The 20,787-nt window shown below is 47.9% G+C and carries 16 protein-coding genes and 5 pseudogenes; 6 read left to right on the top strand and 15 right to left on the bottom strand.

Features of this window, described 5'->3' with window-relative positions:
* Positions 1-191 precede the first annotated feature (191 nt).
* Positions 192-1,310 (top strand): transposase, encoded by a 1,119-nt coding sequence (locus tag RGU72_RS20795; protein ID WP_322117783.1) that lies wholly within the window; start codon positions 192-194, stop codon positions 1,308-1,310.
* 113 nt (positions 1,311-1,423) lie between these two features.
* Here RGU72_RS20795 and RGU72_RS21465 read toward each other — a convergent pair whose 3' ends face one another.
* The 7 genes and pseudogenes from RGU72_RS21465 to RGU72_RS21475 form a co-directional block, all read right to left on the bottom strand.
* On the bottom strand, positions 1,424-1,897 hold the full coding sequence (locus tag RGU72_RS21465; RefSeq protein ID WP_416200173.1) for a sensor histidine kinase: 474 nt from the start codon (positions 1,895-1,897) through the stop codon (positions 1,424-1,426).
* A gap of 156 nt (positions 1,898-2,053) precedes the next feature.
* Positions 2,054-2,941: pseudogene (locus RGU72_RS21470) on the bottom strand (sensor histidine kinase); the annotation flags it as partial.
* Positions 2,938-5,979: a chemotaxis protein CheB gene (locus RGU72_RS20805; protein WP_322121751.1), complete on the bottom strand. Its 3,042-nt coding sequence runs from the start codon at positions 5,977-5,979 to the stop codon at positions 2,938-2,940. The gene RGU72_RS20805 and the pseudogene RGU72_RS21470, both read right to left, overlap by 4 nt.
* Positions 5,980-6,481: 502 nt before the next feature.
* Positions 6,482-8,026, bottom strand: a pseudogene (locus RGU72_RS20810) (IS3 family transposase).
* A 160-nt stretch (positions 8,027-8,186) separates the two neighbouring features.
* Positions 8,187-9,332: an AAA family ATPase gene (locus RGU72_RS20815; protein ID WP_322121752.1), complete on the bottom strand. Its 1,146-nt coding sequence runs from the start codon at positions 9,330-9,332 to the stop codon at positions 8,187-8,189.
* Positions 9,333-9,648: 316 nt separating this feature from the next.
* Positions 9,649-10,034 (bottom strand): annotated as a pseudogene (locus tag RGU72_RS20820) (hypothetical protein).
* 68 nt (positions 10,035-10,102) lie between these two features.
* Complete coding sequence (locus RGU72_RS21475) at positions 10,103-10,273, bottom strand: ATP-binding protein (RefSeq protein ID WP_354335603.1); 171 nt, start codon at positions 10,271-10,273, stop codon at positions 10,103-10,105.
* Between the two features lie 264 nt (positions 10,274-10,537).
* Between RGU72_RS21475 and RGU72_RS20825 the strand changes: the two genes are divergently transcribed.
* From RGU72_RS20825 to RGU72_RS20840, 4 genes are all read left to right on the top strand, one after another.
* Positions 10,538-11,506, top strand: coding sequence for an IS5 family transposase (locus tag RGU72_RS20825; RefSeq protein WP_322121753.1), 969 nt, complete (start codon positions 10,538-10,540; stop codon positions 11,504-11,506).
* A gap of 38 nt (positions 11,507-11,544) precedes the next feature.
* Positions 11,545-11,964 carry a hypothetical protein gene (locus RGU72_RS20830; RefSeq protein ID WP_322121754.1) on the top strand — a complete coding sequence of 140 codons (420 nt, stop codon included), beginning with the start codon at positions 11,545-11,547 and terminating at the stop codon, positions 11,962-11,964.
* 493 nt (positions 11,965-12,457) lie between these two features.
* A complete protein-coding gene (locus tag RGU72_RS20835) occupies positions 12,458-12,874 on the top strand; it encodes a GNAT family N-acetyltransferase (protein ID WP_322121755.1) in 417 nt (138 codons plus the stop codon).
* A 7-nt stretch (positions 12,875-12,881) separates the two neighbouring features.
* Positions 12,882-13,073 (top strand): hypothetical protein, encoded by a 192-nt coding sequence (locus tag RGU72_RS20840; protein WP_322121756.1) that lies wholly within the window; start codon positions 12,882-12,884, stop codon positions 13,071-13,073.
* A gap of 77 nt (positions 13,074-13,150) precedes the next feature.
* Here the strand turns inward: RGU72_RS20840 and RGU72_RS20845 are convergent, their stop codons facing one another.
* The 3 genes from RGU72_RS20845 to istA form a co-directional block, all read right to left on the bottom strand.
* Positions 13,151-15,178, bottom strand: coding sequence for a Cache 3/Cache 2 fusion domain-containing protein (locus RGU72_RS20845; RefSeq protein ID WP_322121757.1), 2,028 nt, complete (start codon positions 15,176-15,178; stop codon positions 13,151-13,153).
* A 692-nt stretch (positions 15,179-15,870) separates the two neighbouring features.
* Entirely contained in the window at positions 15,871-16,638 is a 768-nt protein-coding gene (istB, locus tag RGU72_RS20850) for an IS21-like element helper ATPase IstB (RefSeq protein WP_322121739.1), read from the bottom strand.
* The gene (gene istA, locus RGU72_RS20855; RefSeq protein ID WP_322121738.1) at positions 16,628-18,127 is read right to left on the bottom strand and encodes an IS21 family transposase; all 1,500 of its coding nucleotides are present in this window, start codon (positions 18,125-18,127) and stop codon (positions 16,628-16,630) included. The genes istB and istA overlap by 11 nt, the downstream gene beginning before the upstream one ends.
* A gap of 103 nt (positions 18,128-18,230) precedes the next feature.
* Here istA and RGU72_RS20860 point away from each other — a divergent pair, with 103 nt between their 5' ends.
* Positions 18,231-18,722 carry a transposase gene (locus RGU72_RS20860; RefSeq protein WP_322121837.1) on the top strand — a complete coding sequence of 164 codons (492 nt, stop codon included), beginning with the start codon at positions 18,231-18,233 and terminating at the stop codon, positions 18,720-18,722.
* An 86-nt stretch (positions 18,723-18,808) separates the two neighbouring features.
* On the opposite strand, the gene RGU72_RS20865 is transcribed toward RGU72_RS20860, so the two are convergent.
* The 5 genes and pseudogenes from RGU72_RS20865 to RGU72_RS20885 all read right to left on the bottom strand — a co-directional run bounded on the left by RGU72_RS20865 (position 18,809) and on the right by RGU72_RS20885 (position 20,630).
* Entirely contained in the window at positions 18,809-18,976 is a 168-nt protein-coding gene (locus RGU72_RS20865) for a hypothetical protein (RefSeq protein ID WP_322121758.1), read from the bottom strand.
* Positions 18,977-18,980: 4 nt separating this feature from the next.
* Positions 18,981-19,600: pseudogene (locus RGU72_RS20870) on the bottom strand (IS6 family transposase).
* A gap of 47 nt (positions 19,601-19,647) precedes the next feature.
* Positions 19,648-19,746, bottom strand: a pseudogene (locus RGU72_RS20875) (IS6 family transposase); the annotation flags it as partial.
* A gap of 96 nt (positions 19,747-19,842) precedes the next feature.
* Entirely contained in the window at positions 19,843-20,349 is a 507-nt protein-coding gene (locus RGU72_RS20880) for a GNAT family N-acetyltransferase (RefSeq protein ID WP_322121759.1), read from the bottom strand.
* The gene (locus RGU72_RS20885) at positions 20,346-20,630 is read right to left on the bottom strand and encodes a DUF1778 domain-containing protein (protein WP_322121760.1); all 285 of its coding nucleotides are present in this window, start codon (positions 20,628-20,630) and stop codon (positions 20,346-20,348) included. Before RGU72_RS20885 ends, RGU72_RS20880 begins: the two co-directional genes overlap by 4 nt.
* Positions 20,631-20,787: the final 157 nt, after the last annotated feature.

Raw genomic sequence — 20,787 nt, forward strand, 5'->3', positions numbered from 1 at the left:
ACGTACAGCAAAGTGTACAACTTGCTTGGGATCACGCATTCATCCGATGTGACAGAATTTGCTTTAAGTTGAGGTTCTTGCAAAACGAAACACCGGAGAGTAATTTTATTGCGAGAAGCGCAAAATAGATGAGAAAGGAGCGGCCATTTCTGGCAAGATGAAAGTGACTAAACAACCATCTGCGCTCCGCTATGAATCCTACACAACGCCTGCTGATAATGCAACGCTGGAATTTACTGCAACACGATTTGCTACCGGAGATAAAACAGCAATGCGGGTCACTGACGCCGAAGCTGGAAAAATTGATTCATGTACTAGACTGGGTGCGCATCGAAGAATTTGTGTCGGACCAATGGCAAGGGATAGGACGCAAACCGCATGACCGTGGTGCATTGGCCAGCGCCTTCATCGCCAAAGCTGTGTTGGGGCTCAATACAACAGCGGCCTTAATAGAACGATTGACGATGGATCGCAGTTTAAAACGGCTGTGCGGCTTTGAGATGTGGAAAGAAGTTCCGAATGAAGCCACTTTTTCGCGCGCCTTTGGCGAATTTGCCCAAGCCAAATTAGCGGAGAAAGTGCACGAAGCGCTGATCAAGAGTTATTTAGGCGACAGCCTCATTGGACACATCAGCCGTGACGGCACGGCGATTGCGGCGCGCGAGAAGCCGAAGAAACACATGAAAGTTGTTTCCGTAGAAAAGGCCCAAAAGCAGCGCCGTGGACGGCCAAAGAAAGGCGAGATAAGGCCGCCAAAGGAAGAGAAAGTGACCAAGATAGGCTGGCAGTTGACGCAAACTTTACCGAGCATCGTCAATGCTTTACCCAAAGAGTGTGACCGCGGCACTAAATGCAATGCGCAAGGTTATAAAGTGAGTTGGAACGGCTACAAGCTGCATATCGACACCGCTGACTGCGGCGTTGCCATCAGTGCGCTATTGACCAGCGCCTCGGTGCACGATAGTCAAACGGCGGTGCCGTTAGCAACGATGACGGCCGCACGAGTAACGAATTTGTACGATTTGATGGATGCAGCGTATTGCAGTGAAGAGTTAAGGGCACACAGCAAAAGTCTTGGCCACGTGCCATTAATTGATCACAACGCACGCGGCGGGGAGAAGAAACCGTTCGCCCCGCATGAACAACAGCGTTATAAAGAACGCACGCAAGCTGAACGTACCAATGGCAGGCTGAAAGACGAATTTGGTGGCACGACAGTACGGGTGCGTGGTAGCGAAAAAGTGATGTCGCATTTGATGTTTGGTTTATTGGTATTGACCGCAGATCAGTTGATGCGTTTATTTACGTAACAGCTTTGCTTTTAAAGAGTCGAAAAAAACAACGTTTCCCAACGTTCATAGGGGCAGTGATGGTCACATAGGGATTGACACGCCATAAAACGATAATCCGGCACAAATTCATGTCACATGTGCCGCTTCAAACAAGAAAACCAATCGCAACAGTGGCCACACCCATGCTCGACTTTACTGGTTTGGGTATTTTGCAAGAAGCTCAGTTTTTCTGAATTGGGCATTGGCAACATATTTTCCGCCGTACTATACGACTGCAACGAGGTGTCTAATTCCACCCAGAAGGAACTGCCCTTACCAAGTACGCTTTCGACCCCGATCGTTCCTCCCATCAATTCAATCAGTCGTTTACAGACTATCAGTCCGATACCTGTTCCCCCTTCATTGCCTGCCTCTTGACCAAGTCGATTAAACGGCTGAAAGAGTTGGTTGAGTTTCGCGGGCGTTAATCCTCCCCCAGTATCATTTACATTAATACGAAGGCGTCCAGAAGTGCTTGTAGAACAAATTATTGCAACCTCTCCGCCCGGCAGATTATATTTAATCGCATTCGAGAGCAAATTGATGAGAATTTGTTTGATGCGCACGGGATCTGCCAATATAAAATCTCGGCTATTTTCAACAGGTACGACTATCTTGATTCCGCGTTGTTGCGCTAGCGGCAGCACCATTGCCTCGCATTCAGTAATGAGTTCCGTTACAGATACTAGCTCAATGGACAAAGTTATCTTCCCGGAGTCGATTACTGCAAGATCGAGGATTTTATTGACTAATTCAAGCAAGTGCCACCCTGCTTTTGAGACTTGATCAATGCTTTGCGATTGTTCTGACGTTGGAGGTGGCAAACCTGAGGCCAATAGTTGACTGAAGCCAAGGATGGCATGCAGGGGTGTCCTTAGCTCATGACTCATACTAGACAAAAAATCAGATTTTGCCCGATTGGCTTTATCTGCGACTATCCGGATGCGATCGAGCTCCCGATTTCTCTCTTCGAGATCTTGCTGTAACTGAGCATTTCTAATTTCTGCCTGTTTACGTTCTGTGACGTCGGAAAGCACCGCACGCAATTCACTCCCGCCTTCAATATCTCGACCGAGCGTGGTAGTGATATGCCCCCAAAATGGCCCGCCATTTTCATTGACCATTCTTAAATCAAAAGATTGAGACTCTCCACTTACAATCAGCTGTTTATGATGTAAGTAATAAATATCCTGATCATCTTTCAATATTAGTCGTGATATCGGTTGATTGATTAGTTTCCCACGCGTCATACTAAATAGGCTGGCAGCAGTCAGATTGGTTTCCTTGATCAATCCAAGTTCACTTATTGTGCAATATCCGACGGGTGCAAGATCATATAAATCAAAATAACGATCTCTAGCCAGAGCCAGTGCCAATTGTGCCTCACGTAGTTCCTCGTTCTGCATTTCAAGCTCAACTTGATGCACTCGGAGTTCATGCAGCAAATGCTGCCCGTTATTAATTTCTTCGAGCCGAGATACCGGATTTAGCCTAATGTGGGCTTCGGCTCGTTCCCTTTGTGAAAGAATGCTATGGTCATTTTCTCCCTCGTCTGAAGGCATTTCTGCCGGCCTGTCGGAACATTGACTATCCTTTTCATGTGAGCTCATGGGAGCATCTTCCCGACAATTCGTTCGGTAGTCGCAATAGCATATATTTCACCATTTTCTTTAATTAAAGCCGTGGACGTAATAGAGACTTCAACTATCTCATCTAGTTTAGTGCGTCTTTGAGTAAGATACGGCTCCAAAATCTCCGCTTGACTGAGTTCTTGCACCTTAGTAAGCGCTTCGGCACGCAAGTTCTCTGGAATACGTTCGGCTGTATTCATCAATAGCGCCTCTGCCTCGGTCCATCCGTACATCCTCACTGCACCCTGATTCCAGGCTAGTATGCGGCCATTCAAGTCTTGCATGGTAATTGCATCGTAGGCATCACGTACTACCACCGCTAGACGGAGCAACTCAGTGGCTTTGTGAAGCGCATCGCGTGTTTGCACGATTTCCGTAATATCGACAAAAGAGACTACAGCTCCTTCGATCACATTATCAAGTGTGCGGTAAGGTTGTATCCGCATGTTGTACCAGCGCCCCATGGTAGTTTGTACGGTAATCTCTTTAACAGCTAGCGTATCAAGTACAGTTTGCGTATCCGATACCAAGCCGTCATAGCCCACCAAATTCGAGACAATATGCGCGACCGGGCGCCCTATATCCGAAGGTATCAAGTTAATGATGGTGCTGGCTGCTGGAGTAAATCGCAAGATGTGTAATTTAAAATCTACAAACACCGTACCAATACCAGTACCAGCCATAAGATTGTTCATATCATTATTTGCACGAGACAAACTCAGAATTTTGGTCTGTAACTCATGATTGACCGTAGCCAATTCTTCATTCACAGATTGTAACTCTTCCTTTGAGGTTTCCAATTCCTCATTCGTACTTTGAAGTTCTTCATTCACAGATTGCATCTCTTCATTTGAAGACTTTAGCTCTTCATTGGAACTCTCTAGTTCTTCGCGAGTACTCTGCAAATATTCGTCCTTCGCTCGCAATTCTTGTTTGAGCAAAGTGATGCGTGACTCTGTATCCACATCCAAATTGATTTTTTCATCTATGGGGGAATCATCGACTGGCAAGGAACGCTCTGAGGAATCGGCTGTCACATCTTCAAGAATAACCAAGTATAAATATGCCTCTGCTGTCGTCGCTGAGCCAGTCGATACCGGGCAAACGATTAAATTAACCAACGTATAGTGGCCGTTAGTTTTTACCAGTAAGCCAGAACAGCGCGCCGTTTCTTTAGTGACAGTGGCTTTTTGCAGTGATAACGTTAAATCACTCCGTAAGCCATCACGTGCCATTTTCAAAATATTATTGGTACCAACTTCACCTGGTGTTGGTTCCAGATATTTTCCGGTGCGGCCATGTAAATAGAGTATGTCACCATGCCAGTTGACAAGTGCGCATACGGGCGCAAGTTGCTGCAAGAGCGCCTGCTCCGTCAGCTCTCGCAATTGTAATTTTGCTGGAAATTCCATTTTCTTTATTCCTGCAATTTGAGTTTGGTTAGCATACGCAGTGGGTGAAATAGTTCGCAGCAAGTTCCAATTATGTCCCTCAAGGCGATCATCCTTGCGCTGAAACAACTTTGCTTTGCGATCTAATATTTTGAACAATTCGATAAAATCACCTATACCCTCGGAAGTGCCTAATAAGAGAATCCCATTTTTCTTTAAAGCATAATGGAATAAGGGAATCAATTTTTTTTGCAAAGGCATTCCTAGGTAAATCAGCAGGTTACGGCAACTTATTAAATCCAGTCGGGAGAAGGGAGGGTCTTTAATTAAATCCTGTTCAGAAAACACTAGCATGTCTCGGATACTTTTATGAATGCGGAAGTAGTTACCATCGGGCTCGAGCGAAAAATAGTGTGCCAGCCTTTCTGGGCTAATGTCTGCAGCGATACTAATCGGATACAAACCTGCACGAGCGATAGCGATTGCGCGGCTGTCGATATCGGTTGCAAAAACTTGCACACTATAATTTTGCTTCAGTTTTTCTATTCGTTCTTGAAGCAAAATGGCGATCGAATATGCTTCCTCACCCGTAGAGCACCCCGTTGACCAAACTCTTATAACGGCACCAGGGGGTTTATCGGCAAATAGTCGCGGAATGATTTCATGCTCTAGAACTTCAAATACGTCAGGGTCGCGGAAAAAATTAGTTACACCTATGAGCAGATCACGAAACAAGGCCACCGCCTCAGGCGGCGTTTTTTGCAGATACTTAACATAACTGTCGATGTCGTTGATCTGATGAACAGCCATGCGGCGCTTAATACGGCGATTGATGGTACTTGGTTTATAGTTGGAAAAATCGTGGTTGGTCTGTGAGCGCAAAAGAATGAAAATCTTCTTTAAAGCGCTTTCTGTATGGGGTGAATCTACCGCAGGATGCCGATGAAGCTTTCCATAGGCATGTTTGACATAGGTGATAAGCTGTGCCGCCATCTCCGCAGATGGTAAAATATAATCAGTCAACCCGGTCGCAATTACACTTCGCGGCATGCCATCAAATTCGCTGGACTCGGGTGTTTGTGACATTAGCATTCCTCCCTCACCTTTGATGGCTCGCGCACCTAAAGTGCCATCACTTCCAGTGCCGGACAATACAATTCCAATCGCGTTTTTACGCTGATCGTTAGCCAGAGAGCGGAAGAAAAAATCAATCGGTAGTCTTTGTCCGCGTGGCGCCGACGGTTCTAGCAAATGCAATACACCGTTTAGAAACGCCATATCGAAATTTGGTGGAATAACATAGACACAGTTTTGGCGAACTTCCATGCCGTCTTCCGCTTCGAACACTTCGAAATGCGTGCAACGCCGTATTAGGTCGGTTAACAGACTTTTATGGTCAGGAGCCAAATGTTGTACCAGGACAAATGCCATCGAAGGTTCCGCATCTGCCGGAAAGCCAGAAAAGAACTGTTCGAAGGACTCTAATCCGCCTGCAGAGGCTCCGATACCAACGATAGGAAAGGCTATATCTGGTGCGGTTGATGTCAAACTAGAGGGCATCTCAGATAGAGCCATCACCTCACTAGTTTCAGTTAAAGTGTCTTTGATAATTTTTTTTGCGGGCACGAGCATCTCCACAACGCCGGGGAGCGTAATCGCTGAGTATAGAGCTTTTAGTTCTTTTTTAATATTTTTTTTAAAGCTCCGCAAAATTTATGATGTTCACACGACACTGTACTTTTTGTAAACGCACATCCACTGGCTTGATACAAAACAAGTCGAATTCTTCTCGCCGGGTGAGACTGCTTCCCTTCGATAAAGTAATCTTGGGCTACTCAGGTATAACTTCTTTTTTCAAAAAAAGATCCTACGGTGTAAGAGGAACTATAGATTTTTTAATTTTTAAATTTGACGATAAAGACCTATACGCAATACATCGGCACGCTATTCATTCCAACCAAAGTTAGTTAGCCAGCTTTCGAATAACACAGAGCAATCAGGCCGCGAAAACCACTATCGCAATCGACTTAACGTCATTGCGTTCCTAAAAAAATGTTGTCGGTAACGCTGCGCGAGGTGATTCAAACGAAGGATCATGGCGGGGGTGCGGATAAAAACTTGGACTGATTTATGTCGTTAAGCCGAGACTCTCGCGATATTCTAGTGGACTGCGAGAGCCAAGGGAAATTTTAATCCGTTTTTCGTTGTACCAACGAATGTTTGAGTCAAGTGCCTGAATAAACTGCTCAATGGTAGTCGCTTGCCATTCCCTAAGATAGAACATTTCTGTTTTCAGCCGCCCGAAGAATCCTTCGCATGCCGCATTATCAGGCGAGCACGCTTTGCGCGACATCGAACGAATCAACTTTGCATCACTGATCCTCGATAGCCACCCAGGCCAGCGATAATGAGCCCCACGATCAGAGTGAACGATGGGCCGGTCGTTGCTATTGACCACCGTCTCGATGGCGGCATCCAACATCGTGTTGACAAGCTTTGCGTCTGGACTCATGCCGATTGACCAACTGATGACCATGCCATCGAAGCAATCAATCATCGGCGATAGATATACCTTGCCGGCCGGGATATGAAATTCCGTGATGTCGGTGAGCCACTTCTCATTGGGGACTGCGGCACGGAAATCGCGATTGATTACATTCTCTGGTGCAGGGCAGATTTCGCCTAGGTAGGAACTATAACGGCGTCGCTTGACCTTGGCGACGATCAAGCGTTCTTGCTTCATCAAACGCTGCACGACCTTTTCCGAGAGGAAGACCTGCTGCTTGCCCAGTGATGCCTGTATCCGACGATAGCCGTAGCAACGGTGATTGAGTTCAAAGATCTCAGTGATGGTGCTACGCACACCACCATATTTGTCAGCAAGCTGCAATCGGGCCCGATGATAAAAGTAGGAGCTGCGTGCCAGACCCAGCTTAGTAAGAAGTTCTGGCAGTGCATAAGTCTCTCTCAGGGCATCAACTAACATCGTCTTCTCCTGATTGCGCAGAAGGTGCAGGTCGATGCCCTGGCTTTTTTTATTATTTCGTTGGCCTTCTTTAAGAGATCATGTTCTAGCTGCAGATGTCGGATGTCAGATGTCGCGTCGAAGCGATTCGATTTGTCGCTCCAGTTCCGCACGTTCAGGTTCTGGCGGTGAGTCTTTATAGCATTTCATGGATGCTAGGGCCTCACGGCTAAGTAGTTGATTTGTCCATTTATATAGCGTCGTCCTGTCTACGTCCAGCTTTTGTGCAACTACTTGCGCGCTTTCTTGTCGTGTGCAAAGTTCAATGACCGCTGCCTGCTTGAACTCTTGGGGATGTAATAGTCCCGAGACTTTGCCAACAATCCGCTTCTCTGTTTCGGGGTGCAGTTCATTGATCCAGTCGCTCAGTGTCTTTCGCCCGGGATAACCCAATGCCTTGACCGTGGCAGCAATGCAGCGACCGTGATTAAAGTAATGTTCAACAACCTCTTTCTTCTGCTGCTCAGAATACGTCGGTTTCCTGCGCGCATAGCTTTCCGGCAAATCACAACATTCTTCGAATTCCCGATGCCAGCTCTTGAGAGCATTCTTTGTCGGGTAACCCAGCTGCAAGATGGTCGGCGCAGTGCGCTTCCCAAATTTGATGTAGAGCTTTACTGCTCTAATACGATCTTCGTATGAATACATGAACTACCTCCAAGTAGTCCAAGTTTTTATCCGCACCCCCGGCTGGTCAATATTGAGTGCGCGCCAACACCTAATACGTGACACCGTGTTTCCCTACCAGAGGCAATTTCGTCTGCAATTCTACAAGTCGCCGTCTCGGTTCAGCAAGTTGACAATAGCCTCATTCAACTGTTACGGCAGGAAATTCCTCTTTAAGCCAAACCACGTGCTGTGAATCCTCGATCGCATACACACCTCTTGCACTGTTCCACACCAAAGTTTTCTTTCGAAGTGCTTCCAGTGCGTACTGGATGGAGGAGTCGTCAACAACAACTTCCGAAGTTGAAAAATTTTTGCACAAGGCGTTATATTTTTGTACGGTGGCTGGCCGAAACGGAGCATAGTCTGCGCCAGTTGTAGCCATCACTACCAAAACAGACGCCTGCAAAGGTGGAAGGCTATTCACCTGGCGCATAAAATTCTGTTTGCTATCCAAGTTAATTGCCGAAAATATAGACCTGAATTCAGAGTCAACATTCCAGTCAGTGACGTTAAACCGAAATGCTAAATCGTCAAGGGCCTTATGCAAGGTTTCGGGTTTGTGGCCAGATGCAATGAATTCCGACTCAACGGTCGCGAGGGACGGCGCAACCAACCCGCCGTACTGTGATAGCTCCCACTCTACGAAGTCTTTCCCTAGGGGCTCCAGATCAAACAGGACAGCATTGAGGAAGGCCTGGTCTTTCCCATTAACTAGCATACTGAGCTTATCTCGGTTCGATCCTGTCGCGATCAACCGAAATCCATTATGAGCAGAACCATTTAGTTGGTCGCGTGCTGCTTTTAGGGCATACAATGCGTTGGCACCGGCCTCCGTTGTGATAGCGTGCTGCGCCTCGTCAATCACTAAAACAATTACCGCTTGAGTAGCATCACTTAACTCTGCAAGTGCCTTTGCCAGTGTTTTTCCTGTGCCAATGCCGACCTTAGCGATATCAACTGAGACTCCACCGACATTGATTTTTTCCAAGCCGCCCTTGCGCGCCCATTGGAGTAGCACGCCCTCGCGCTTTTGTAGGTGTTCCCGAACAGCTTCGGCAATTAAGTCGCCTGGATCGCGGCTTCGATCGCTCCACAAGTCCACGTAAATGACCTCAGCCTTAAGCCCCCTCAGCGACGGAATGATATCCTCAATAATGAAAGTGCTTTTGCCAGTGCGCCGAGGCGCTGAAATGAACACACCAGACCGTCCATTGGCAGACAAGGTTCTTTGGACAATTTGCCGGGCTAACTCTGGCCGGTGAAAAATAGGAATTTCAGTTGTCATGATATAAACGCTTGAACTGTATTACAAAGAATTATAGTTCATTATAGTCTACCCACTAGATTTTGCTATAGGAAATTATAGTTTTTTATAGTCTATTATAGTAATTAACATTTAATTAATGTCGCAACGCGCTTATTGCGGTTTTGTCGCGTTAAGCGAGATGCTCATATCACTACATACGGTGGTATTGTCAACTTGCTGAACCGAGACGGCGACTTGTAGAATTGCAGACGAAATTGCCTCTGGTAGGGAAACACGGTGTCACGTATTAGGCTTTTTTTGCTACGTCGGTGAGCTCATCCCATATACAATATGCCTACGTGCGGACATGCCTGTACTGCTCCGCTGTCAAGCTGTTGCGCCGGCACCGAAAGGCATTGTTGATCGGGTTCTGCGCCGACAAAAAGCGCTGAGCTTGGCCGGATGACTTGGAGCGGCGCGTCTGTCGCTTTCGTTACCGCGTCGGTTGATGCGAGAGTTCGGCCCGGTTGTTTAGGCCCTTGTGCTAGCGATACTCGACACCCGGCATGATTGGCGTCTTCGCCACAGGCGAATCGTCTCGTACGTGACGATGATGCCAAGGCTGGCCATAAGCTCTTGTATGTCGCGAAAACTCCGCGCAAACCAGAAGTAGAGCCACACGACATGACTAATGATTTCTGCCGGATAGCGGAAGCCGCGGTAGCGTAGGGATTTTTCCATCACGCTACTTTACAAAATTTTCCCGCAGCCCGTAAGTTGACACTACCTTATTTAGTATCTCTAACTTTTTACCTTAACGACGCGCCGGACTGCTTGTGGTTGTGGGAACTACATACCAAACGGTCGAGAACCGCGTCTGCAATTGTCTTGTTATCGAAAGCGTCGTTCCATTTCTCAGTTGGACATTGGCTGGAAAATATTGTTGATTTCACGCCCACTCGCGCGTCAATGAGTTCCACGACATCTTCTTCCGCCCGTCCAACGCACTCAACCGGCTAGTGATGCTTAGCCTTGTATTGCGATACGGTAGATTTTCGCTATAGGGGAGCACTTAATCCAACATGGTAGGAAACCATTGATACTAGAAATGGGTTCACAAATCGGGACGAATCAAGTTAGTTATCGACATCTCAAACTATTTTCACCATGGCGTGGCGTTGGTGCACTTCAAACTCGAAAAGCGGTGATGTTACGATGCGGCCTCAATTTTACTGATCGCCCCGATGCCCAACAAACACAACGACGATCGCCGTCATCATATACCTAAGATGTCGTTCAAGGTTCAGAATTGGCCGGAATATGAAGCAGGATTACGGCGGCGCGGTAGCCTGACGTTGTGGATTGAAGACGCAGCATTAGATCAGTGGCAAAGCGTAGGGCCAAATGGTCAGGCTCGCTATCGGGATAGCGCCATTGAGACGAGTCTGATGCTGCGCTCCGCCTTCAAAATGGCCCTGCGACAAACCGAAGGGTTAATGGCTTCCGTGCTGACACTGATGAACCTGACAATCACGGCACCGGATCACACCACGGTCAGCAGACGGGCGGTCGGACTGACGGTAACGAAGTCACCATCCGCACCAAAGGGGCCACTCCATGTGCTCATCGACAGCACAGGTTTGCAGGTCTTTGGGGCAGGACAATGGCTGGAAGAAAAACATGGCGCGAAGTCGCGCCGTAGCTGGCGCAAACTACATCTGGCCGTCGATGTCGATGCAGGCATGATTGTCGCGCAGATCCTCACCGATCAGCATACGGATGACCCATCTCAAGTGGGGCCACTACTGGATCAGGTCGACGAACAAATCGACAAAGTCACTGCCGATGGTGCCTATGATGGCGCGCCCACTTATCAAACGATCGCGCAATATGGTGACGATATTGCGGTGGTTATCCCACCCCGTAAAACCGCCGTTCCTGGTACTCAATCGCGTTCGCCAAGTCAGCGTAATCGCCATCTTGACATGATCAATACAGAGGGTCGGTTGGCTTGGCAAGAAGCCACTGGTTATGGACAGCGTGCTTTGGTCGAAACGACCATGGGACGCTATAAATCGATCATCGGTCCTCGACTGCGTGCGCGCAGATTCGAAGCGCAAAAAACCGAGGCCGCCGTCGGTGTTGCTGTGTTAAATCGCATGCTCGCTGCTGGACGCCCAAACTCCGTCCGTAGTCAGAAAGTTCCTGCATAAATGATCGGAGTTGGGGTACTTTTTACTTCAACTTTTAAGTGCACCAACGCCGCGATCTACAGCCCTTGGGTGTGGTATCGGTGGAAGTAGATAATTTATACCGCGCCGGGTACGGTAACGGGGCTACGCCATTATCCGATTTCATTGTCCGCTTCAATAACGGTAAGGCTGCCAATAATCCGATAAGGCTATTACTGAAAAACATTGGCTCCCCCGCTGAACTGGATACTATTCTCGCTGCCAGTCCACGCACAGCAATTGCGAACTATATGATTTTGGAAGAAGATTTGAAAAATCAGTGGTGCGCTTTACGAAGCACAGGCAACAAATATGGCATTGTCGCTGGCTTTAGCTGGAATACTTTTGACTACCACTCTGAGGTTGATAGCAACGGTAAAGATCTTGTTTTATCCGGCCCGGCTCAAAGCGAACGCCAAAGCTTTGCATGTCCGCCTTAATCGGAATAAATCAGCTTCGGTACCAACAAAGGACAGCAAATTGGGGAAAATGGACATATTATTTTTGGCAGTAATATTGCCCTTTATGGGGTTGATTTTGGCATTTTTTCTTTATCTTCTTGTTTCGAAGGTTACGGCACTGCAGAAAATTTGGACCACAATTTTATTCGCATTTTCTATATTAATTACAGCTATTCTGGCTGCTTCGAGATCGAATCTCCCTTACTTTGCAATCGTCATTTTTTGGATTTTTCCATTGATAACTTGGGTCTGTTTTGCGAAATGGTGTAAGCGCAAACGGCATTTGATGAATAAGTAGGCTTCACGCCCCAAAATGAAAGAGCGTGACGTTGGTTCGGCAAGCGCTGTTGATAGCGGCGAGACGACCGCTCACAATCGGCCAGCAGCGGCCCTTCATTTTTTTCGTCAATTTTAGAAATGTAACCGACTATTGCTCTTTCTTAAACCTAATCTAATAGTATTGGAGTGAAATTTGAACTTTGTATTCACAACCCAGAAAGTTGACTGGGAAGTAGTTGCTTCACTATTTCAACAAGTGGGCTGGGGCAACCGTCAGCCCTCAGAGATTTGTTCCGCCTTTGAAAAAAGTAGCTTCGTCATATTCGTATACGATGGAGACGAATTAGTCGCGTTCGGAAGAACGATGGACGATGGCAAGTACTACGCGCTTTTGGTCGACGTTGTAGTGAAACCTGACAGTCAACAATCTGGTCTTGGGCGAGAAATTGTAAATTACCTTAGGTCACAATTGGTGGGCTATAAATTTATCACATTAACTGCTGCTCCAGGTAAAGAGGAGTTCTATTTGAAGCTAGGTTGGCAGCAGCAGACCACAGCACTCATTTGGCCTGTGTCAGAGGAGCAGCAAAAGCTGCATGCTTTGTCTTAGAGCGGCCATGAGCCGTCATTCGGTTACGCCTTTGATTTTATTGAGAGAGATTATGTTGATACCAGCACTTGGAATCGTCTATCAGCGAGCGAGAAAAATGAGTACCATCAATACTCCAATCGCTTTTTTCGAGCGGCTCTTTCCTCCGGCTTATAAATATGACATCACACAACAGCGCCTGGCGCGCTCATCTATTTGAGCCATATGTGCTATATTTTATCTTTAAAAAAACGAGAAAAAGACATAGAAAAAGAGCTCCTGGTTGATACTATCTTTTTACAAATATGACACAGCTGACTTTTGCAGACGCTTTGTTACTGTTGCTGTTGGTTCTTCAATCTTGAACACGCCGACTATTTTTGCCATTGCATTGACTTGTTCGCTCATGGCTTCCGCTGCGGCCGCAGCTTCTTCCACCAAGGCAGCGTTTTGTTGTGTCATTTCGTCCATTTGCCCAACTGCTTGATTCACTTGTTCAATGCCGGAGCTTTGTTCGATACTGGCGCTGCTAATTTCGGCCATGATGTGAGTCACCTTGTCGACAGATTCCAAAATCGCAGTCATCGTATTTCCAGTCTGCTCAGCCAGTAAATTGCCCGCATCTACCTTTGCAACGGAGTCTTGAATCAGGGATGCGATTTCCTTGGCTGCTGCTGCTGAGCGCTGGGCCAGATTACGCACTTCGGAAGCTACCACGGCAAAGCCACGCCCCTGCTCGCCTGCACGGGCAGCTTCCACAGCGGCATTCAGCGCCAGAATATTGGTTTGAAATGCGATTCCATCAATGACACTGATAATATCGACAATCCGCTTTGAGCTCTCCTTAATCGATGCCATCGTGCTGATCACTTGCGAAACAACTTGCCCACCTTTAGTGGCAACACCAGCTGCCGAAACCACCAGATCATTGGCAGTCTTGGCACTCTCGGAATTCTTTTTAACTGTGCCGGTCAGTTCTTGCATAGACGCCGCCGTTTGTTCCAGCGAGCTGGCCTGCGATTCGGACCGCGCCGATAAATCAGCGTTGCCATTTGATATTTCATCGGCAGCCAGAGAAATTTCGGACGTGCTCGCACGCACCTGCATGACCACTTCCGCCAAGCCTGTTCCAATGCTATTAATCGCTTCGATCAATTGGCCAATTTCATCAACCCGTGTCGAACTAATATGGGTTCGCAAATCACCTTGAGCCAAATTTCTTGCGGCATTAATCACAGTCTGCAAGGGGAGGCTAAGACGCACACGCATGACGTAATACAATGCGCCCCCTAAGCATAGCAATAAAATGACGCCGATCGCTTCGTAGCGATGGGCAAGCGCAGTCGCATCTCGCGTGAATTCGTCGGTGTAGACACCCCCGGCCACGATCCAATTCCAGTTTTTTATCGGCATAAACGCGACGATCTTTTCTCGTGTTTCCGACTCGCCGCGCTCAGTGTTGACCCATGGATAACGTATCACGCCTTCTTTTCGTTCCAGTATTTCTTTGATGAATTCACGCCCGCTGCTGTCCTTTGAATCGAGGATTATTTGCCCTTCCTTGCTCGGGTGAATAATTAAGGTGCCAAGGTTTTTTCCTTCCCGTGCATCCAGCGCATAAAAATATCCGGTGTCACCTATTTTCATGGCCCGAATCTTATCTTTGAGTTGTGTAATCGCCTCTGTAAAATTGACGCCAACAAAAAATATGCCGATAACTTTTCCCCCGCTGTCGATAATGGGGTCGTATTGCGTCATATATTGTTTTCCGAATAAGGTCGCGATACCCACATAACTTTTGCCGCCGCTAACGATTTCAAAAGCTGGGTTCGTATGATCCAACACAGTGCCGACCGCACGTTCACCATTTTCCTTCTTCAGTGATGTTGAGACCCGTATGAAGTCGTTGTCTTTCTTGACGAACAGCGTTGCTATCGCTCCTGACAGGCTGGTGAATTGATCCAACACAGGAAAATTTCCGTTGAGGTCACCGTCGCCCGATTTCAAAACTGGTGTAGCGGTTCCGGCAACATCAATGGAACGTGATGGATCAAGCCCAACTGCGCCTTTGAAACTGCCCTCGAAAATTTTGGCGTCGACGCTGACTTGTGATCGAAGACCAGCATCAAAAATATTCAACATATCGGCCACCATTTTTGTTTTGTCAGTGACATCAAGAGCGGTTCGTTGTTCGATTTGTTGATTAGTGCTGTAATTGATTAATGCGATAAGAGTAACTAATGTCGCACCGACAATAATAAACATAAAGAGTGCTAATCTGGCACCGATGTTCCATGAACCAATACGGATGAATTTTTTTAACATTACCATTCCATCAGGTTAGAAATTACTTTCGGCAACTATTCGTTTAATAGTACTCGAAACTCCATCTGGTCGTTGCGTCATTAAAGAGACGCTTCTGCATGTTTGTATGCATTTTGCGACAAAGTCCATGAAATGAATGAGTGCCAGCTTCCAGACGGGCGTTGATACTACTTCGGACATCCAAGCGCCAATGGCCGGCGAAACCTGACCGTCCTCAGTCCGTCTTTATGCCTGGAGGTGTCTCATCGTCGCGCACTCCTAAAATAAGGGATAGAGCGCAAAAACCAATAATGCGCTAACTTTGAGTGTCTGCTTCGTAGAGGCGCGACAGACCGCTTTGGGGCGTTAGCAGTCAGTCGGGCTGGTCTTCCAGTTCGCGTGAAGCATCATCAAAATGCACTGAGTTACAGTATGGATATCCGGGTTGAACGATGAGGCGGTTCCCATCGAGGATTTTTGTTCTTCCAGAATTTAAAATCGTCCAACATCAGGCAAAGCGTTTGCCCTTTGATGCCCAAGTGTTTCAATATGTCTTCGGAGCAGTAAAACTTGACTGGATTGATCCATCGCAGGCCCAGCGGGGCGGGATCTAGCGGATGGCGCGTGATTGGAAGGGTTCAAATTGACCGACGCCATGTTGGATACAGCCGCCTCCCTTAGACTGTCAAACAGCGTTCAATATTTACCACCTGTCAGCGTCCAAATTTTTCCATTTTATCGGCTTGTTCAGAACGATTTTTGCTGTGCTTAAATCGGTAAGAATCGTTCCCGGTTTCCAAGATGTCGCAATGGTGCGTAACACGGTCAAGCAAAGCGGTAGTCATTTTTGCATCACCAAAGACCTGTACCCACTCGCCGAATGACAAATTGGTCGTAATGATGAGCGAGGTTTTTTCATAGAGATGGCTGATCAGATGGAACAGCAATGCACCTCCAGAAGCGGGAAACGGCAAATATCCCAGCTCATCTAAAATGACAGCGTCCATCAGGCAGAGCTGTTTCGCCAGATTGCCGACCTTTCCCTGACTCTTCTCTCGTTCCAACTGGTTGACCAGATCGACCGCATTAAAGAAACGCACCCGCTTGCCATGATGGATTGCCGCGACACCGATGGCAGTGGCCAAATGCGACTTGCCGGTGCCAGTACCACCCACCAGAATTAGGTTGTGCGCTGTTTCCATAAATCCTGCGGTCGCCAATTGCTCAACCACTGTTTGCGATAAGGGAGTCTCTGCCCAGTTAATGCCAGTTAAGTCACGGTGAATCGGGAAGCGTGCTGTTTTGAGTTGATAGCGTAAGCTCTTGAGTTGCCTATCGGTTTGTTCTGCATGGATTAACCGCTCCATCCAGCTTTCAGGTCGATGTGCTTGCCTGGGCTTTTCTGCCTGCAGCTCACTCCATGCCAAAGCCATCCCATAGAGTTGCAGTGTTTTTAAACTGGTAGCGTGGTCAGTGGACATTGGCCGCTCCCAGCAAATAATCATAACGGTGGCAGTTCGCCAGAGGTTCCATCGTCAAAGCAATGGTGTCTGGCAGGTGGATCGCTGCTGCGGGTAAATGCGGCGCAATGAGACGGCGCAATTCATTCATCACGATAGGCGCACTGATGACGCCGCCCTCCAGAGTTAACTCACATGCCACAGTAAGCGCATCAAGTCCTGCTTCACCGGCAAGCATCAGTAATTCTACGAAGGCTCGGTCTCCTTTCGGTTGCTTCAGAATCCGGTCGCGTACTTGCACAACCGCTCTGGGTAATGTCCATTCAACGAATGGTGCGCCATTGCGTAAAGCGCCAGGCTTCTTCTCCAGAACAGGCAGGTAATGCCAGGGATCACAAATCAACTGGTCACGACTGAATTGACGGGCATGGGCGGCAATCACTTCGCCCTGTGCGACGACCCGCACCAGATTTGCTGTCGTGCGAACAGATACCGCCTGCCCGGCAAACCGCGCTGGCACACTGTACTTATTCCGGTCTACTTTCACTAGACAAGTGGACGAGGCACGCATCATTTTTTCTACATAGCCATCAAAGTGCGCGCTGACAGGTCGAAGCAAAGGCTGCGCATCAGCATAACAGTCTGCAATGGTGCGCTGACTTTGTGTCGGGTGCATACGTTGCGCTAATTCCTGGCAGCGGGTTGTGAGCCACGCATTTAAATCCGCAAAGGAAGCAAAGCGGGCCAACGGGGTAAACAGCCATTCCCGTACATTGCCAACTTGATTCTCGACCTGACCTTTCTCCCAACCAGAAGCAGGAGTGCAGGCCACTGGTTCAAACAGATAATGATTGGCCAGCGTTAAAAAGCGCCGGTTAAATTGACGTTCTTTACCGACAAAGACGGTGTCGACGACGGTCTTGAGATTATCGTAAATCAGACGGGCAGGCACACCGCCAAAGAAGGTAAATGCCCAGATGTGCGCATCAAAGACCATTTCCTGCGTTTCTCTGGGATAGGCGGCCACAAACATTTGGCGGCTATAGGCTAACCGGAAATGGGCGACTTTAATCGTTTGCATGATGCCAGCGATTTCCACCTGTTCCTGGCTCCAGTCAAACTGGCAGGCATCGGCTGGCAGAAACACCAACGGAATAAACGCTTCGGTGATTTTTGGACCATGTGCGCTGGATTTCCACTGTTTTACAAATCGTTGAATGCTGTCGTAGGCCCCGCCGTAACCTAGTTCCTGTAGCCCCTCAAATAGCCGTTGCGCTGTTCGGCGCCGTGATCGGGGTAGTTTGGATTCTTCTTCTAACCAGGAGGTTAGCTGGTCTTTATATTCATCGAGGCGGGGTGAAACCGTTAGCAGCCGCTGATATTTAGGCTGTTCGACGGTATTGAGATGTTTGCGTACGGTCGGCCGGGAGAGTCCCATTTCTCTCGCAATGGCAGAAATCGATTGTTTCTGTACTGAATGACGTCTTCTTATTTCGTAAATGATGTCCATATAAATCACTCCAGATACCCCCGGCTAAAACACCGGATGGTGACACACTAGGGTGGAAACTTTTGGACGCTGTTTCCACCCCTAATCTGGTAAGTATTGCACGCTGTTTGACATCGATGCAGGCATGATTGTCGCGCAGATCCTCACCGATCAGCATACGGATGACCCATCTCAAGTGGGGCCACTACTGGATCAGGTCGACGAACAAATCGACAAAGTCACTGCCGATGGTGCCTATGATGGCGCGCCCACTTATCAAACGATCGCGCAATATGGTGACGATATTGCGGTGGTTATCCCACCCCGTAAAACCGCCGTTCCTGGTACTCAATCGCGTTCGCCAAGTCAGCGTAATCGCCATCTTGACATGATCAATACAGAGGGTCGGTTGGCTTGGCAAGAAGCCACTGGTTATGGACAGCGTGCTTTGGTCGAAACGACCATGGGACGCTATAAATCGATCATCGGTCCTCGACTGCGTGCGCGCAGATTCGAAGCGCAAAAAACCGAGGCCGCCGTCGGTGTTGCTGTGTCAAATCGCATGCTCGCTGCTGGACGCCCAAACTCCGTCCGTAGTCAGAAAGTTCCTGCATAAATGATCGGGGTTGGGGTACTTTTTACTTCAACTTTTAAGTGCACCAACGCCATGGATAAATCTATTAATCGCGCTGACAGGTTCTATCATTTAGCTTTAGGTTTCCCACTCTCTTTTTTAGCCGCCATCGCTTTAGGTACAGGTGATGCTGGTGGTGCAATACGCGCCAGTACTCCCGCCGGTATTGTCAACTTGCTGAACGGAGACGGCGAGTTGTACAATTTCAGGCGAACTTGCATTTGCCCGGGTAACACGGTGTCACGGATTAGGTTTTTTTGCTACGTTGGTGACCTCATTCCATACAGAAAATGCCTGCGTACGCATGTGTCGGTACTGCTCCGCTGTCATACGGTTTCGCTGACACCGGAAAGCATTGTTGATCGGGCCATGAGCCGATAAAAAGCGCTGAGCATGGCCCGATGACTTGAAGCGCCGCATCTGTCGTTCTCGTTGCCGCGTCGGTTGGTGCGAGAGTTCTGCACGGTTATTGAGGCCTTTGTGTTGGCGATGCTCCACACGCGGCATAACTCTTGAGCTTGTCGGTTGCGCCGACTCTGCATCAGAATATCGAGCACATGTCCGTTCTGATCGACCGCACGCCATAGGTAATGGTGCTTGCCCTTGATCGTTAGCACCACCTCGTCGAGATGCCATTTGTCTTCGCGTTGCGGTTGACGCCGGCGAAGCTCATTGGCATAGCCTGGGCCAAACTTCAACGTCCATTGGCGGATCGTCTCATACGTGACTATGATGCCACGGCTGGCCATTAGTTCTTCTATGTCGCGAAAACTCAGCGCGAACCGGAAGTAGAGCCACCCGACATGGCTGATGATTTCTGCTGGGTAGCGGAACCCGCGATAGAGTCGAGATTTTTTCATCTCGCCACCTTACAATATTTTGCCAGCCTCCGTAAGTTGACAATACCGCTCAGCACATAGGCCGCGTACCAACGCACACATAACAACATCATATCGAGTGGATAATGTAAACGTTTTAAAACCTGACGAAGTACAGACTCTTCAATTTATTTAGGCACTGATTTCATCGAAACGTTTTACCAATTTCGGCCTAATGCGATAGAGCCTAAACTATAAGCAGTGAGTTGATTGATTGGACTATTTCAAGTTTTCGTAGATAACAATTGCCGCGCATCTTTTAGCAAAAGTAATAATTGTTTTTCACGAATGGGCGATCCTATAAATCCGAAACGGGTGTAGAAATTTGAAGCCTCATCATCAATGGGGTGAGTGAGCATAGCTCTGACGCCAGCCTGATCAGCTATGACGATGGTACGTTCAATTGCATCCTTGAGCATACCTATACCAATGCCTTTGCCTTGATCATGAGTAGAAACAGCAAGGCGAGCAATTATAACAACAGGGATTGGGTATTGCCCCATTCCTTTACTGATACGTTCGGGAACTTCAGTAGTGTCGACCTGGCCAATCGTCAAACTGAAGTACCCGACAACACGAAACCCATCTGCTACTACGAAAGTTTTTGCAGATCCACTTCCTTGCGCCTGTCTGGCATGGCGTAGCAACCACTCATTAAGGGGAGGCTTGCCACAATCAAATTCCTCGATTTGATGTTTGGCATTAAGAGGCTCCGGCTTGCCTAAACTCACTTCGCCTCATCCCACGGCGATTTTCGAGAGAATAAATCGCGTAGACCTTTATTTTCTTGCTCAGGACGTTCCAATAAATCCATTAAAGATTGATACTGATTCCCAGAAACCATGAACAATCTTTGGTCTAGGAGTGCTTGTTCCGCCGCGAGACAAGCGCTATCGAGAATAAAATCAGTTAAAGATTTACGCGACACATCAGCGGCTCTGCGCAGTATAGTTTCCTGTTCTGGCGTGGCACGGAGTCCAAAGCGGGCTGATTTAAAAGCTAGGGCACTCATGGCGTCACCTCATTTGTTAGTTCATTTGACGCTATGTTAGCACAAATGACGTACAATATCTAATTATTTATTAAAGAGTGGTTCGGGCGTTTTGTCGCATTAGCAAAATCGCCTTGTCTTCGATGATCTGATCGATCGCCGATTTATTGGCTCCGCT

The sequence above is a fragment of the Undibacterium sp. 5I1 genome (genome assembly GCF_034314085.1).
Taxonomy (GTDB): domain Bacteria; phylum Pseudomonadota; class Gammaproteobacteria; order Burkholderiales; family Burkholderiaceae_D; genus Undibacterium.

Excerpts from the sequence above, each read along its gene's own strand:
- RGU72_RS20795 (WP_322117783.1), top strand. The coding sequence starts at position 192 with ATGAATCCTACACAACGCCTGCTGATAATGCAACGCTGGAATTTACTG.
- RGU72_RS20815 (WP_322121752.1), bottom strand. The coding sequence starts at position 9,332 with ATGACAACTGAAATTCCTATTTTTCACCGGCCAGAGTTAGCCCGGCAA.
- RGU72_RS20825 (WP_322121753.1), top strand. The coding sequence starts at position 10,538 with ATGCCCAACAAACACAACGACGATCGCCGTCATCATATACCTAAGATG.
- RGU72_RS20840 (WP_322121756.1), top strand. The coding sequence starts at position 12,882 with ATGAGCCGTCATTCGGTTACGCCTTTGATTTTATTGAGAGAGATTATG.
- RGU72_RS20845 (WP_322121757.1), bottom strand. The coding sequence starts at position 15,178 with ATGTTAAAAAAATTCATCCGTATTGGTTCATGGAACATCGGTGCCAGA.
- istB (WP_322121739.1), bottom strand. The coding sequence starts at position 16,638 with ATGTCCACTGACCACGCTACCAGTTTAAAAACACTGCAACTCTATGGG.
- istA (WP_322121738.1), bottom strand. The coding sequence starts at position 18,127 with ATGGACATCATTTACGAAATAAGAAGACGTCATTCAGTACAGAAACAA.
- RGU72_RS20885 (WP_322121760.1), bottom strand. The coding sequence starts at position 20,630 with ATGAGTGCCCTAGCTTTTAAATCAGCCCGCTTTGGACTCCGTGCCACG.